General features: G+C 68.7%; 14 protein-coding genes and 1 pseudogene. 8 read left to right on the forward strand and 7 right to left on the reverse strand.

The window, feature by feature from the left end; genetic code table 11:
- The 5 genes and pseudogenes from WAX14_RS22460 to WAX14_RS22480 form a co-directional block, all read left to right on the forward strand.
- Positions 1–609, forward strand: a pseudogene (locus WAX14_RS22460) (flavoprotein); the annotation flags it as partial.
- A 5-nt stretch (positions 610–614) separates the two neighbouring features.
- Positions 615–1850, forward strand: a complete 1236-nt coding sequence (locus tag WAX14_RS22465) for an MFS transporter (RefSeq protein ID WP_422630256.1) — start codon at positions 615–617, stop codon at positions 1848–1850.
- Positions 1847–2923 (forward strand): flavin-containing monooxygenase, encoded by a 1077-nt coding sequence (locus WAX14_RS22470; protein WP_059384776.1) that lies wholly within the window; start codon positions 1847–1849, stop codon positions 2921–2923. The genes WAX14_RS22465 and WAX14_RS22470 overlap by 4 nt, the downstream gene beginning before the upstream one ends.
- Before the next feature lie 170 nt (positions 2924–3093).
- Positions 3094–3333: a hypothetical protein gene (locus WAX14_RS22475; protein WP_226435577.1), complete on the forward strand. Its 240-nt coding sequence runs from the start codon at positions 3094–3096 to the stop codon at positions 3331–3333.
- 243 nt (positions 3334–3576) lie between these two features.
- Positions 3577–4116, forward strand: coding sequence for a DinB family protein (locus WAX14_RS22480; protein ID WP_059384781.1), 540 nt, complete (start codon positions 3577–3579; stop codon positions 4114–4116).
- Positions 4117–4273: 157 nt separating this feature from the next.
- Here the strand turns inward: WAX14_RS22480 and WAX14_RS22485 are convergent, their stop codons facing one another.
- From WAX14_RS22485 to WAX14_RS22495, 3 genes are read right to left on the reverse strand one after another with little or no spacing between them, the layout of a single operon-like run.
- Positions 4274–5371, reverse strand: coding sequence for an Nramp family divalent metal transporter (locus WAX14_RS22485; RefSeq protein WP_422630257.1), 1098 nt, complete (start codon positions 5369–5371; stop codon positions 4274–4276).
- On the reverse strand, positions 5368–5742 hold the full coding sequence (locus WAX14_RS22490) for a DUF5313 family protein (RefSeq protein WP_422630258.1): 375 nt from the start codon (positions 5740–5742) through the stop codon (positions 5368–5370). Before WAX14_RS22490 ends, WAX14_RS22485 begins: the two co-directional genes overlap by 4 nt.
- A gap of 18 nt (positions 5743–5760) precedes the next feature.
- Positions 5761–7602, reverse strand: coding sequence for an AMP-dependent synthetase/ligase (locus WAX14_RS22495; protein ID WP_422630259.1), 1842 nt, complete (start codon positions 7600–7602; stop codon positions 5761–5763).
- 210 nt (positions 7603–7812) lie between these two features.
- Between WAX14_RS22495 and WAX14_RS22500 the strand changes: the two genes are divergently transcribed.
- The gene (locus tag WAX14_RS22500; RefSeq protein ID WP_422630260.1) at positions 7813–9366 is read left to right on the forward strand and encodes a succinic semialdehyde dehydrogenase; all 1554 of its coding nucleotides are present in this window, start codon (positions 7813–7815) and stop codon (positions 9364–9366) included.
- On the opposite strand, the gene WAX14_RS22505 is transcribed toward WAX14_RS22500, so the two are convergent.
- Positions 9332–10933, reverse strand: coding sequence for an MDR family MFS transporter (locus WAX14_RS22505; RefSeq protein WP_422630261.1), 1602 nt, complete (start codon positions 10931–10933; stop codon positions 9332–9334). The two genes, WAX14_RS22500 and WAX14_RS22505, sit on opposite strands and share 35 nt — an antisense overlap.
- Positions 10934–11091: 158 nt before the next feature.
- Between WAX14_RS22505 and WAX14_RS22510 the strand changes: the two genes are divergently transcribed.
- Positions 11092–11844 (forward strand): ABC transporter permease, encoded by a 753-nt coding sequence (locus tag WAX14_RS22510; RefSeq protein WP_422630262.1) that lies wholly within the window; start codon positions 11092–11094, stop codon positions 11842–11844.
- Positions 11845–11850: 6 nt separating this feature from the next.
- Here the strand turns inward: WAX14_RS22510 and WAX14_RS22515 are convergent, their stop codons facing one another.
- Both WAX14_RS22515 and WAX14_RS22520 read right to left on the reverse strand, forming a co-directional pair.
- Positions 11851–12492, reverse strand: a complete 642-nt coding sequence (locus tag WAX14_RS22515) for a TetR/AcrR family transcriptional regulator (RefSeq protein WP_422630263.1) — start codon at positions 12490–12492, stop codon at positions 11851–11853.
- 53 nt (positions 12493–12545) lie between these two features.
- Complete coding sequence (locus tag WAX14_RS22520; protein WP_422630264.1) at positions 12546–13610, reverse strand: lysylphosphatidylglycerol synthase transmembrane domain-containing protein; 1065 nt, start codon at positions 13608–13610, stop codon at positions 12546–12548.
- A 127-nt stretch (positions 13611–13737) separates the two neighbouring features.
- Between WAX14_RS22520 and WAX14_RS22525 the strand changes: the two genes are divergently transcribed.
- Entirely contained in the window at positions 13738–14400 is a 663-nt protein-coding gene (locus WAX14_RS22525; RefSeq protein ID WP_422630265.1) for a UdgX family uracil-DNA binding protein, read from the forward strand.
- A gap of 41 nt (positions 14401–14441) precedes the next feature.
- Here WAX14_RS22525 and WAX14_RS22530 read toward each other — a convergent pair.
- Positions 14442–15235, reverse strand: a 794-nt coding sequence (locus tag WAX14_RS22530) for a copper resistance D family protein (protein WP_422630266.1), incomplete at its 5' end; no start/stop codon positions are given.

The following is a 15235-nucleotide window of genomic DNA, read 5'->3' on the forward strand; positions in this document are numbered from 1 at the left end:
GACCAACTGCCTGCCCGCGGCGCCCTGGGACTGCGCGCGAAAAAGGCCGTCGACGACGGGCTGCTCACCGTGGTCACCGGGTTCCGCACCGCCGCCGTCGAACCCGCCACCGACGGTCAGGTCGCGGTGGTCTCCGATACCGGAGCCCGCCTCGAGGCGGTGGACGAGATCATCGCCTCCACCGGCTTCCGGCCGGACCTGTCGTGGCTCTCGGAAATCCGTCTCGACCTCGACCCGGTGCTGCAGGCCCCGACCGCGCTCGCCCCGCTGATCGACCCGAACGTGCACTCGTGCGGGACCGTCTACCCGCACGGCGTCGCCGAGCTCACCCACCCCGAACCCGGCTTCTATGTGGTCGGGATGAAGAGCTACGGTCGGGCCCCGACGTTCCTGGCGATGACCGGCTACGAGCAGGTCCGCAGCATCGCCGCCGCCCTCGCCGGTGATCATGATGCCGCCGCCCGCGTCGAGCTGACCCTGCCCGAGACCGGAGTGTGCGGCGGCGCCGGAGTGTTCGACGACCCCGCCGCCGACACCGCCGACGCGGGTGGGTGCTGCGGCCCCGCGGAGCCGGCGTTGGTCACCCTCTCCGCCCGCGCCGGCGGATAACGCCGGTGACCGACACCTCGATCCGCCCGCAGCCCGGTGCCCTCACCGGGGCCGGGCTGCGGCGGGTGCTGGCGGTGCTGTGCCTGACCGAGATCACCAGCTGGGGCATCCTGTACTACGCGTTCCCGGTCCTGTCGGTCTCGATCTCCGCCGAGACCGGCTGGTCGCCCACGGCGATCACCGCGGCGTTCTCGCTCGGTCAGCTCGCCACCGCGCTCGCGGGTATCCCGGTCGGGCGCATCCTCGACCGGGTCGGACCGCGCACGATCATGACCGCCGGCTCGGTCCTCGCCGTCCCCGCGCTGGTCCTGATCGCGCTCGCCCCCACGCTGCCGGTGTTCTACGCCGGGTGGCTGCTGGCCGGCACCGCGATGGGCGCGGTGCTCTACCCACCGGCGTTCGCCGCGCTGACCCGCTGGTACGGCGACCGCTCCGTGCACGCCCTGATGATCCTGACCCTCGCCGCGGGCCTGGCCAGCACCGTCTTCGCCCCGTTGACCTCCGCAGTGGATCAGCAGTCGGACTGGCGCACCACCTACCTGATCCTCGCGGCGATCCTCGCCGCGATCACCATCCCCGGACACTGGTGGGGACTATGCGGATCCTGGCCCGCCGCGACCCCACCGGCGAACGGCGCGGCCCTGGGGCACCGGGAGATCGCCCGCAGCCCCGCGTTCCTCGCACTGGTGGGCGCGTTGGCTCTCGGTGCGTTCACCGCCTTCGCCGGGGTCTTCAATCTGGTGCCGTTGCTGCTCGAACAGGGCTTCTCCCCGTCGGTGGCGGCGGTGACGCTCGGGCTCGGCGGCGCCGGACAGGTCCTCGGCCGCCTCGGCTATCTGACCCTGGTCGCCCGTACCAGCGTCCGCAGCCGCATCGTGGTGATCCTGGCCGGCACCGCGGCAACCACCGCGCTGCTCGGGGCGGTGACCACGGCCGCGGCGTTGATCGGCGCGGCGATCGGCGCGGGACTGGTGCGCGGATTGTTCACCTTGATCCAGGCCACCGCCATCACCGACCGGTGGGGCTCGACCCACTACGGGCGCCTCGGCGGGCTGATGTCCGCCCCGATCGTCCTGGTCATGGCGTTGGCGCCGTGGGCGGGAACCGCCCTGGCCGGCGCGACCGGCAGCTACGCCACCGCCTACCTCGTGCTCGCGGTCGTCGCCGCGCTCGCCGCACTCCTGGCGATCGCGTCCGTGCCGCGGCTGACCCCCACCGACACTGTCGAAGGAACACCATGACCGACTATGACGCTCTCGTCGTCGGCGGTGGCCAGTCCGGCCTCGCCGCCGCCTACGCTCTGTCTGCTCGCGGCCTGCGCACCGGGCTGCTCGAAGCCGGCGACGAGCCGGTCGGGGCCTGGCCGCACTACTACGACAGCCTGACCCTGTTCTCCCCGGCGAAATACAGTGCCCTGCCCGGCCTGGCGTTTCCGGGCGCCCCGGACCGCTATCCGCGGCGCGACGAGGTGATCGAGTATCTGCGCCGCTACGCCGCCGGACTCGACGTCGACATTGTGACCGGCTCCCGCGTCGAGACCGTCACCTGCGAGCGGGGCGTCTACACCGCCCACACCGCTGTCGGCGGCAGTGTCACCGCGCCGATTCTGATCGCGGCCACCGGCTATCTCGGGTCCCCGAATATCCCACCGCTGCCGGGGCTGGACACGTTCGGCGGCACGGTGCTGCACACCGGCGACTACCGCGACCCCGCTGCACTCACGGGCCAGAACGTGGTGGTGGTCGGTGCCGGTAACTCGGCGGTGCAGATCGCCACCGAACTCGCCGAGGTCGCTACTGTGACTCTGGCCAGCCGCCGACCGCCGAAGTTCCTGCCGCAGCGGATCTTCGGCCGTGATGTGCACTTCTGGCTCACGGTCACCGGAGTCGACCGCGCCCCCTTGGGGCCGTGGCTGCCTGCGTCGCCGACCCAGCAGGTCCTCGATACCGGCCGCTACCGGCGTGCCCTGGCCAGCGGCAACCCGCAGCCGCGGCCGCTGTTCACCGGCCTCGACGACCGCCGGGTGTTCTGGCCCGACGGCGCCGCCACCACCGCCGACACCGTGCTGTTGGGTACCGGTTATCGCCCGCACCTGCCCTATCTGACCGGTCTCGGCGCTCTCGACGAGACGGGCCGGCCCCGGCACCGGCAGGGTCTCTCCACCACTCATCTGGGGCTGGGGTATGTCGGTCTCGAATGGCAGCGCAGCCTGTCGTCGGCGTCGTTGCGCGGGGTCGGCCGCGACGCCGGCCGGGTCGCCGATCGTGTGGTCGCCGCCGCCCGGTCCCGCCGCGCACTGCCTATCCGTCCCTGACCGGCGCTGCGTCCATAGATGTTCACGGAAACGGTGACACCATGGACGGCACACCGCCCGTCCCCTCGGGGGCGGGTTTACCTATCTCTCGTGCGATCCGTCGCCGATTCGAGACGGTGGGCGGCATGTCTGCCGCCGCATGCCCGCATCCGCGTTTACCATCTGTCTCAATGAGAACCCGCGTCGTCGAACGGGTTCCGGCCGACACGACCGCGGGAGCGGCGCTGATGGACATGGACGAACAGTTGCACCAGCTGGCGTGGCAACTCCAGCACAACGGACACGACTGGAGTGAAGTCGCCGCCGAGCTCGGCTGCGACGAAACCGTCGCCCGGGCCATGGCCGACCGATACCTCGCCGACTCCGAGACTCGAGCACAGAAGGACCAATTCTCGCTGTTCGATCTCTGAGCGGCGCACGTCATCCCGCGCTGCTGCTGTTACGCCAGCCGTCCGGCGGTCACGACACGGCGATCCGCGCCGCGCCACTGCGGCAGGTACGTCCGACGTGGCATCCGAGGGTCGACGGGGGCGCTATATCGATTCGCGACATGAGACTGAATTCGGCCGGCAGTTGTGGAGGCCGCCCGGGAGGGGGAAGTCTGGTATCGACGGCCATCGAGTGCCGTCGGCTCCCTGGACAGGTGGTGGATCATGGGCCATTCCGAGCGGGTGGACAGGGCCGCTATCGCCGGCGAGCTCGAACGCACCCGTGTGCATCTGCACCGGCTCCTCGCCGACGCTTCCGACACCTCGTTGCGGAGTCGATCGGCGGGGACGCGGTGGACCAACGAGCAACTGTTGTTCCACATGGTCTTCGGGTACATGGTGGTGGCGGCGCTGCTGCCCTTGGTGCGGATGGTCAGCCGGCTGCCCGCCGGAGTGGAGCGTCGATTCGCCCAGGTCCTCGATGCCGGTACGCGGCCTTTTGACGTGGTGAATTACTACGGTTCATGCGCTGCAGCCCTGGTGTTTGACCGGAACCGGATGGGCACGAAAGCCGACCGGGTCATCGGTGCGCTGAGCCGCCGACTGCAACGCGAATCGGAGCAGGCGTTGGGACGGGGAATGTTCTTCCCGGTGCGCTGGGACCCGTTCTTCACCGATTACATGACCATTGGTGAGCTGTACCGATATCCCGTCAGACATTTCGATTTCCACGAACGACAGCTCACTCTCGATCGTCCGCATTGAGTCAGAACTCAGGCTTCGAGGCAGCAGACTCTTCGATTCGGTTCTCGCGGCTTGGGCACAGGACCGAAACATCGTCCGGGATGCCTGAGGATTCCGACAAGATCGTGAGAATCCCTGACTGACACGAAATTGGAAAGCCGCAGGCCCGTGCGCCGCACTACTGACACCTCCGGCGGGAACCTACACACATGCTCAGCACCACCTGACTGAGCACCAGTGCGAACGTCGGATCGACACCGATCGCGAGCAGGACCAGCGCGGGAATCATCACGATCACGCGGCGCACGATCGGCCGGATCCGGATGTGCAGCAGGCCCGCCATGATCTCGGCACCCGCCGCCGATCCGACCGCCGTCGACGCCAGACCGGACGCGAGCAGGCCGACCGCGAACACCACTGCCACCGTCGGGCCGAGCGAATCGGCGATCGCGGCGTGCGCGCCTTCCTTGCTGTCGGTGCCGTCGCGGCCGCGCAACGCCGACGCGGCGAGCAGCAACATGCCGATGTTCACGGTGCCGGCGACCGCGAGCCCGCCGGCGACATCCCAGCGGGTCGCCCGCATCACCCGGTCCAGGCGGGGGCCGGGTTCGACCTTGCCGTGCCGGGCGCGGGCGAGCGCCGAATGCAGATAGATCGCATGCGGCATCACCGTCGCACCCAGCATCGACGCGGCCAGCAAGACCGTCTCGGTTCCTTCGAACCGCGGCACCAGACCGGCGGTGGCATCGGTGAACGAGACGTCGGTGAACAGTAGGCCTGCGAGGAACCCGACCGTGATGATCGCCAGCAGGGCGACCACCACGAATTCGAAGGCGCGCTGACCGCGGCGGTCCTGCACCGACAGGATGGTGATGGACACGGCACCGGTGATCAGCCCGCCGGCGAACAGTGGCAGGCCGAACAGCAGGTGCAGGGCGAGAGCACCGCCGATCACCTCCGCGACATCGGTGGCGACCGCCATCACCTCGGCCTGAACCCAGAATGCGCGGCGGGTCGGGGTGCGCAGACGCGCGCCCAGCAGTTCCGGCAGCGAACGACCGGTGACCACCCCGATTTTCGCGGACAGGTACTGCACGAGGATCGCCATGATGTTGGCGACCACCAGTACCCACAGCAACAGGTAGCCGTAGCGTGCGCCCGCGGTCAGGTTCGCCGCGACGTTGCCGGGGTCGACGTACGCGACGGCCGCGACGAAGGCGGGGCCCAGCAGCAGGATCAGACGCGGTGCGTGCGTCGGCGCGGAGGCCGTGCTCACCGACCGTGGCGTCGTTCGTACTCGGCGCGTTCGGTATCCGCGCGGGCGCGGTCCTTCGCGCCGAGCAGATCCGGGTCCAGGCCGTGCTGCTGCAATCGGTGCCGCTGCCAGATCGGCCGCAATGCGACTGCGAAGTAGATCCACGGCAGGAGCAGCAGCAGCATCATCGCGACGGGGATCCACACCGGGCCGGGGATCAGCAGGAACAGCAGCAGGAACGGAACGATCGGGGTGATCCAGCGCACCAGGTAGCGGCGCATCGCGTGGGGCCCGAGAACATCGTTGCGGACCCATTCCTGCATGTCGGCGGGCAACCGGCGACCGAACACGTACCCGAGAAGCTGGAAGAAATTCGGTCGTGCACTACTCATGTGGATCAGGATACGGGTCTATCCGTACAAGTCGCTGATGCTGTCCGCGAAGTTGGACACCACGACCTTCCGCCGCAACTTCATGCTCGGGGTCAGATCGCCGGCCTCGATGGTGAGTTCCCGATCCAGGATTGTGAACTTCTTGACCTGCTCCCACCGGTTGAGCTGGGCATTGAGTTCGTCGACATACGCGGCGATCAGCGACTCGGTCTTCTCGTGTCGCGCGATGTCCGCGAACGATCGGTCGCCCAGTCCGTTCTTCGCCGCCCACTCGCCGATCGCCTCGGCGTCGAGCCCGACCAGCGCCACACAATACGGTTTGCCTTCACCGTGCACGATGATCTCGGCGGCATAGGGGCACACCCCCTTGAAGGTCGCCGAAATCGCGGACGGCGCGACATACTTGCCCTGCGACGTCTTGAACATGTCCTTTTTGCGATCGGTGATGCGCAGGAAGCCGTCGTCGTCGATCGACCCGATGTCGCCGGTGTGGAACCAGCCGTCGCCGTCGAATGCCTCGGCGTCCGCGTCGGGGCGGTCGTGGTAGCCGCTCATCACCCCGGGGCCCTTGATGAGGACTTCGCCGTCCTCGGCGATCTCGACGTCGGTTCCGGGGAACGGCCAGCCGACGGTGCCGAACCGGTACGCGGCCGGGCGGTTGAGGAACGACGCGGCAGAGGTCTCCGACAACCCGTAGCCCTCGAGCACCTTGATGCCGACCGCGTCGAACCACTGCGCGACGTCCCGGTCGAGCGGAGCCGAACCGGACACGAAGAACCGCAGCCGACCGCCGAAACGTTCCCGGATGGTGGAGAACACGAGCTTGTCGGCGAGCGAGTACTGCACGGAATCGAGCGCCGACGGCGACTTGCCTGCCTGCCGGGCCTTCGACACCCGTAGGCCGACCCCCATCGCCCAGTCGAAGATCTTCTTCTTGACGCCGCCCTCGTCCGCCATCATGCCCTCGATGCGGGCGTGTGCCTTCTCGAAGATTCGTGGTGCGGCGCCCATGAACGTCGGCCGTACCACCGCGAGATTCTCGACGATCTTGTCGACGCGACCGTCCACGACGGTCGGGAAACCGATCTGGATCGGCACGCTCAGCAGCACCTTGCCGAACACGTGCGACAGTGGCAGCCACAGGTATTGCAGGTCGTCGGGGTGCAGGATGCCCAGTGCGTCGACAGCCGACGCGGTGTACGTCCAGGCCGAATGCGGCAGCCGCACCCCCTTCGGTTTGCCCGTGGTCCCGGACGTGTAGATCAACGTCGCCAGGTGCTCGGGCCGGATGCCGTGGATGCGATCGGCGACGGCGTCGTGCCGTTCGTCGAGCAGCTTCCGGCCGAGGTCCTCGAGTTCGGACAGTCCGATCACCCAGTCGCCGTCACCGTTGCCGTCGATGACCACCACCTTGCGCACGTCAGGCAGTTCGCCACGGTGCGCGGCGAGCTTGCCGACCTGCTCCTGATCCTCCGCGATGACCACGCGGCTCCCGGAGTTCGCGACGATGAAGGCGACGTCGGCGGCGTTCGTCGTCGGATAGACCGTGGTGGTCGCGCCGCCCGCGCACATCACCCCGAAATCGGCGAGGACCCATTCGTATCGGGTCGACGACGCGAGCGCGACGCGATCCTCCGGTTCGATGCCGAGAGCGACGAGTCCACCGGCGATGAGTCGCACACGGTCGCCGGTCTGCTCCCAGGTGACACTCGACCAGCCGCCCGATCCGTCCGGAAAACGGAACGCCTCGTCGTCCGGGTTGCTGGTGACGCGGCCGATGAACAGGGCCGCGAGCGACGGCGACCGCTGTTCGATCTTCGAGTAGTCGACGGACTCGTCGGATTTGCGCAGCTCGGTCATGCGCTCAAGTCTAGGAAGGAGCGTCGGCCTCGTCCTCGGCTTCCGGAAACCCGATCCGCGCGACGGGTAGACAGCCGCGCGTTGCCGGCCGCGCGGTTGTCTTTTCCGTGGGTCGACGAGGGGCGCCGAGCCGTACCGTCTGTGACAGTGGCCACCGCCTCGCGCTAAGTTTGGTGTTACTCGGAAACTACTCACCGGTAGGGGTACGACATGCCTGCTCCCAGTGCCGCGACCTTCGCGCGGCTCGCAAATCTCATTGCCATCGACGACGCCTCGGACCGGGCCACACGACCGATCGTCGAAGCGTTCAGTGGTCGGGAGATCGCGACGATCCCGGTCGGCACCGCCGACGACGCGACGGCCGCGATCGAACGTGCCCGCGTCGCCCAGGCCGCGTGGGCGGCCCGCCCCGTCGCCGAGCGCGCGCGGATCTTCCATCGCTACCGCGACCTCGTGCTGGACCGGCGCGAGGAACTGATGGACATGGCCCAGGCCGAAACCGGCAAGTCCCGCGCGTCGGCGCAGGAGGAGGTCGTGGACATCGCGATGACTGCCCGGTACTACGCGCGGGCCGCCGAGAAACTGTTGCGTCCGCGCCGCGCGACCGGCATGCTGCCCGGTCTCACCAAGACCGTCGTGCGCCATCACCCGAAGGGCGTCGTCGGGGTCATCTCGCCGTGGAACTATCCGATGACCCTCGCGGTGTCCGACGCGATTCCGGCGCTGCTCGCAGGCAACGCCGTCGTCCTCAAACCCGACAGCCAAACCCCCTACTGCGCGCTCGCCTGCGTCGAGCTGATGTACGAGGCGGGTCTGCCCCGCGAGTTGATCGCGGTCGTTCCCGGACCCGGATCGGTGGTCGGCACCGCGCTCGTCGAGAACACCGACTACCTGATGTTCACCGGGTCGTCGCAGACCGGTCGGCTCCTCGCCGAACAGGCCGGCCGCCGGCTCATCGGCTTCTCCGCCGAACTCGGCGGCAAGAACCCGATGATCGTCGCCGCCGGAGCGAACCTGCGGGAAGTCACCGACGCGGCCGTGCGCGCATGCTTCTCGAACTCCGGCCAGTTGTGCATCTCCATCGAACGGATCTACGTCGAGAAGTCCATCGCCCCCGAGTTCATCCGGATGCTCGGCGACCGGGTACGCAAGATGACCCTCGGGTCCGGCTACGAATTCGGTACCGAGATGGGATGTCTCGTCAACGAGACGCAGGTGAAGGCCGTTTCGGCGCACGTCGACGACGCGGTCGTCAAGGGCGCGACCGTCGTCGCCGGTGGCAAGGCCCGTCCCGATCTGGGGCCGCTGTTCTACGAACCGACCGTGCTCACCGACGTTCCCGAGGACGCCGAATGCTACCGGGAGGAGACGTTCGGCCCGCTCGTGTCGGTGTATCCGGTGGACACCGTGGACGAGGCGATCCGTCGCGCGAACGACACCGAATACGGGCTGAACGCGTCCGTGTGGGCGGCGACCAAGGCGCAGGGTGAAGCGATCGCGGCGCGGGTCCGAGCAGGCACCGTCAACGTCGACGAGGGCTACGCGCCCGCGTGGGCGAGCACCGACGCGCCGATGGGCGGGATGGGCATCTCCGGCGTCGGTCGCAGGCACGGACCGGACGGCCTGCTCAAGTACACCGAATCGCAGACGGTCGCGACCACGCGGATTCTCAATCTCGGTGGGCCGCGCGGACTTCCGCCGAAACTGTGGGCGAAGATCATTCCGCTGTTCATTCGGTCGCTGCAGTGGCTGCCGGGTAGGTAGCCGTGGACCGGGGGAGTGCCGCGACCGGTCGGGTACTGATGGTCGTTGCCCCCACCGGAAGTTCCTTGCGTCGCTCGATGGTGGTGGCGAGTGGCTTCTCCACCACGAAGCACAGCAGCATCATCGCGACCAGGGCGAGCGGGCTGATCCACAGGAAGATTGGTGTCAGTGCGTCGTTGTACGCCTCGACGACGGGGAGTCGCGCCGCGTCGGGGAGGTTCCGGACGGCCTCGGGTGTCAGCGATTCGGCGACGACGGTGGCCGGGGCCCGCTCGGCGATGAGCGTAGCGGCCCGACCTGCGAAGACGCTGCCGACGACGGCCGCACCCAGTGTCGCACCGATCTGCCGGAAGTAGTTGCCCGCGGCGGTGGCGGTGCCGACCTCCTCGATGGGGAACGAGTTCTGGACGACGAGCATCATCAACTGTCCGGTCAAGCCGAGCCCCACCCCGATCACCGCGATGAAGCAACCCAGCACCCACGTCGGGGTGGTGACGGTCAATTGCGACAGCAGTACCAGTCCGATCGCGATCAGTGCCGAGCCGATGATCGGGATCGCCTTGTAGCGACCGGTTTTCGTCACCACGCGGCCGGCGAGCGTGGAGGTGAGGAACAGTGAGCCCATCATCGGCAGCATCAGCAGGCCGGCCACCGTCGCATCGACGCCGGTGGCCATCTGCAGGTAGGTGGGCATGTATCCGGCGACGCCGAACAGCGCGACACTCACCAGCAGGCCCGCGAGGGTGATGAGATCGAAGTTGCGGTCGCGGAACAGGTGCAGCGGCAGAACGGGTTCGGCGGCGCGGTATTCGACATAGCCGAACAGGATCGTTGCGACGGCGGTGCCTGCGATGAGGCAGAGGATCATCGGGGAGGTCCACGCGTAGGTGGTGCCACCCCACGTGCCGACCAGCACGATGCCGGTGGTGGCGACGGACAGGACCGTCATGCCGGCCACGTCGATCGAGGATCGCGGGCCGGCCCGCGCCGGCAGTCGCAGGAACACGATCGCCGCGGTGGCGGCGAGTACGCTGAGCGGCACCGTGATCCAGAAGACCCAGCGCCAGCCCGGGCCTTCGGTGAACCAGCCGCCGAGCAGTGGTCCGGCCACCGATGACAGTGCGAACACCCCGCTCATGACGCCCAGGTACCGGCCGCGTTCGCGGGCGGGGACGACGTCGGCGATCGCGGCCTGCGACAGGATCATCAGGCCGCCGCCGGCGCCCTGGATCGCGCGTCCGATGATGAGCCAGGTGATGTCGCCGGCTGTTCCGCTCACGATCGAACCGACGAGAAATATTCCGATCGCACTGAGTAGTAGTGGTTTACGACCGAAGAGATCCCCGAGTTTGCCGTATGCGGGCATGGTGATCGTCGACGTCAGGATGTAGGCCGTGATGACCCACAACATGAGGTCGGCGCCGTGTAGTTCACCGACGATCGTCGGTAGTGCCGGGTTGAGTGCGGTCTGGTTCAGGGAGGCCAGCAGCATCGTCAGCATCAGACCGGCGAACAGGAACACGAGCCCGTGCGACGTGGCCCGGGCGGGTGTGCGGTCGGTGGTCATGGACGGGCGGCCTCTCTGAACGGGCGCCAGAGCGCCACGATGCGACTTTCGGGTGCGCGACAAAAAATTACATTAATGCAAACATTCATCGCCGTAAATATGTGTCGGTGTTCGATATCGTCGGCCCTCGGTGCTCCGCAGCGTGACACGCTGCACCGGTGACCGGTGACCTGCACGTCCTGACCGAGGGACTGCCCGGTGTGATCGCCCTCGTCGTCGTGGCCACCGCGGTGCTGTGGGGTTTCGGTGTGCCGCACCGGTTCGCGCCCGCGGCCGCGATCGCGCGCGGTGCCGCACAACTCGCCCTGGTGAGTGTGGTGCTCAGCGGTGTCATCAGCGATCCCCGCTGGGTCACGGTGGTGCTCGTCGTGATGTTCCTGGTCGCCACGTGGACCGCGTCCCGCCGGATCGGGCGGGGCCGCGCGACGATCGGGTTCGTCGCCGCGGCCATGCTGCTCGGTGCAGGCGTCGCGCTGACGATCGTCTTCGCGACCGGTGCCGTCGAACTGTCTCCGCGCTACGCACTGGCCCTCGGCGGCATCGTGATCGGCAACGCCATGACCGTCGCGAGCCTCGCCGGCCGCCGCTTCCTCGAGATCGTCGACAGCCGATGGGAGGAGGTCGAGGGCTGGCTCGCCCTCGGTGCCACCCCACGGCAATCGACGGCCGATCTCACCCGGGTCGCCGTGCACGCCGCACTGATCCCGGCGACCGACCAGACCAGGACCACCGGACTGGTGACACTCCCCGGAGCGTTCGTCGGCGCGATCTTCGGCGGCCTGTCGCCGCTCGAGGCCGGGCGATTCCAGATCGTGGTGCTCGCGGCGATCATGGCGGCGGCGTCGCTCACGGCAGTCGTGGTGGTGAGCGGACTCGGCCCCGTCCGATGCCGGCCGGTCGTCCCGTCCTGAGCGATGTCAGCGGCCGGCAGTGACACCGCGGAACAGTACGATCGCACGGTCGACGAGCACCTCGACGTCGCCGTCCGATTCGGTGATCGACGAGCGCATCGCGAACCGGATGATCGCACCGGCGGAGAGAACCAGCATCTGTGCGGCCTCGCGGGTACCGAAACCATCGGGAATCGTGCGGTCCGAGGCGGCGAGCTTTTCGGTGACCAGGTCGGACACCAGCGATTGGGCGGCGTCGACATGCGCGATGCGACGACGGGCAAGTTCGGGATGCCGACAGGTCAACGCCGCATTCTGCCGCCGCAGTTCGGGGTCCGGCCCCGAGCTCTGCAACACGTCGAACAGCAGCCGGGTGACCTTGTCGACGGCATCGTCGTCCGCGCCGAGTGTGAACCGCGCCGCGGCGTCGTCGTCGATCGCCGGTGCGCGCAATCCGAGGACCGCGTCCTCCTTCGACGGAAAATAGTTGAAGAACGTGCGCGCGGACACGTCGGCTTCCGCGACGATCGATTCGATCGTCACATCGGCGAGTCGCTCGTGGGTGAGCGCAGCGGTCGCCGCCGCCGAGTGGATTGCCGTCCAGGTCCTCGCTCGCTTGCGCAAGCGCAGCGACAGTGCCGGCCCGGCATCGGTGAATCCTCCAGCCATTCGTATCACCGTAGTACAGCGGTATTCCGGGACGACACCACATCAGCTCCCGACTACGCGGCCGCGGACGCCGGTTCATCGGCGGGCACACCGGCGGTAGCGCGCCGCGCGACGTGCCGCAGCACCGGGATGCACCCGGCCCCGGCGACCAGCGGATACCAGTACGTGCACAGCCGGTAGACGGCGACGGCCGCGGCCGCGGCACCGGCCTCGAATCCCAGCGCGACCAGGCCGGCGACGAGCCCGGCCTCGACGATGCCGATACCGCCCGGGGTCAGCGGGATCTGCCGCGCAACCTGCGTCGCCACGTGCAGCGCCGCCAGTGAAGCGATGCCCGCGTCGATTCCGACGGCCAGGCACGCGGCGATCAGGCACGCCAGATCGAGCAGCCACTTTCCGGTGGCGAGCGCGAACGCCCGGTGCCACACCACCCGAGGCAGGTGTGCGACCGCGGCGAGCGTGTTCGCGAACTTGACCTTCCATCCGGCATCCGGAGGTGTTTCGGTGTTCGGTGCGGGAGCGCGGCGGCGGGCTACCTCGACGGCGACGACGACCGCGGCGATCCCGGCCGCGACACACGCGGCGAGGACGATGTTGTGCACATCGCCGGCCATCCATTCGGTCACCTGCGGGCTGACGGTCGCCGAAAAGACCACGCCGAGGGCCAGCATCGACACCGTGGCGGACAGGGTCAGCGCGACCACCGCGTTGCCGGGAGTCAGGCCCGCGAACGTCAGCCATCGATAGTTGTAACCCGCGGCGAACGCGCCGCCCGCGGGTAATCCTTGGGTGACCGCGGTGGACGCGTAGGTCACCAGTTCGGATCGCCGCCGGGACATCCGGCCGCCGAACGCGGACACCACGACGTTCTGAAGCCGCGCCAGGAGGTGCATCGCGACCACCTGGACGGTGAACGCGCCGATCACCCACGGCACGTGCGCGCCGAGCACGGCGTCGCGGATCGCGGACAGTGCGGGGAGTTGGCCGCGCAGGACCCAGGCAGCCGATGCGACGACCGCGAGAGCGAGAACCACCCGCAGCGCCGGGTGTCCGGCAAGGGTGCGGAATGTCGAACGGTGGGGCGTCTGCGCCGCCGTTGTCGTCGCGGTGCTCGGCATCGGGTGGTCTCCTGGAAGGTCGACCGATCGTAACTCTGCAGTGCTGCAATCTTTCTTTTCTGTGACATTTCCTACGTTCGGCCCGCGCCTGCCGGTGGCTGTACCGAAGCGCGGGTATTCCACAAGCATGGCGAAGCATCCCGGCGCACAGCAGTACCTACCGGACCCCACCGACCCTGGTGCCCCCGATACCCTCGATGCCCTCGCATCCGCCGCCGCCCGATGCCGAGGTTGCGATCTCTACCGCCACGCCGGGCCCACCGTGTTCGGTACCGGACCCGCGACCGCTCGGCTGCTGCTCGTCGGCGAACAACCCGGCGACCAAGAGGACCGTGCCGGGGAACCGTTCGTCGGGCCCGCCGGGCACCTTCTCGACCGGGCGCTCGAGAAGGCCGGAATCGACCGCGACGGCGTGTACCTGACCAATGCGGTCAAACACTTCAAATTCGCACGCGACGCAGGTGGAAAGCGGCGCATCCACAAGAAGCCGGCACGCGGTGAGGTGATCGCGTGCCTGCCGTGGCTGCTCGCCGAACTCGCCGCGGTGCGACCCGCCGTACTGGTGTGCCTCGGGGCGACCGCCGCACAGGCACTGCTCGGACCCTCCTTCCGGATCACCGAGCATCGCGGCCGCATCCTGCGCGCCGATCCGGATCTGAACCTGCCGGTCGACCCGCAGATCGTCGCGACCGTGCATCCGTCGGCCGTTCTGCGGATGCGCACCGGCCGCGACGATGCGCTCGAGTCCCTGGTCCGCGACCTGCGGCGTGCGGCGAGCCTCGCCGGCTGAGCACCTCAGGCTGGTTGAACACCTCAGGCTGGTTGAACACCTCAGGCGGTGGTCGCCAGTGCGGCCGCCAAACCGAACGCAACCGACGTCACACACACCTCGATCACCGCGTTGCGTAGTGACACCTCCGCGGTCGCGCGGTGAGCCGTCGCGGCGGGCACCCATGTGCGGCGCCACCACGATGCGAGGCACACCAGACCGGCGAGGACGGTGACCTTCGCCAGCACGATGCGGCCGTATCCGGTGTCGACCAGCGCGGACACCGAGCCGAGACGGACCGCCGCATCGATCACCCCGGTGGCAGCCAACGTCAACACGCACCACAACGCGAGCGTCGAATAGCGCGGCAGCAACCGTGCCCACGCACCCCGCGAGCGCACCGTCAGGGCCAGCGCCGTCAGCGTCCCGGCCCACAGGCCCGCGGCGAGCACGTGCGCCGCGTCGAGCAGTGATCCCAGCGGCTGCTGCGACATGTGGCCGGACACCGGCCGTCCGATCAGGGCCAACGCCGCCGCTGCCAGCACCGGCGTCGTCGGCCACGCCGCGCCCCGCCGATACGCCGCCACCGCGACGATCGTGCACGCGGCGACACAGCCGAACACCGCCACCCCGATCCGTCCCGTGTCCACGGACCCGACGAACCGACCGAACTGTGCGACGTCGAGCAGTCCGACCGGCACACCCGTCACCGAGGCTGCCTCGAACACCAGCAGCGCGCCCTCACCGACCAGCCATATCCCACCGAGCGCGGCGATCATCCGCCACAGGTCGGTGAATGCGATCGGCGGTCGGCGGTCACCGTGGACCGCGGCGCCGAGCGCGGCCAGCCCGAGCA

The sequence above is a fragment of the Rhodococcus sp. (in: high G+C Gram-positive bacteria) genome (assembly GCF_049299235.1).
GTDB lineage: Bacteria > Actinomycetota > Actinomycetes > Mycobacteriales > Mycobacteriaceae > Rhodococcus.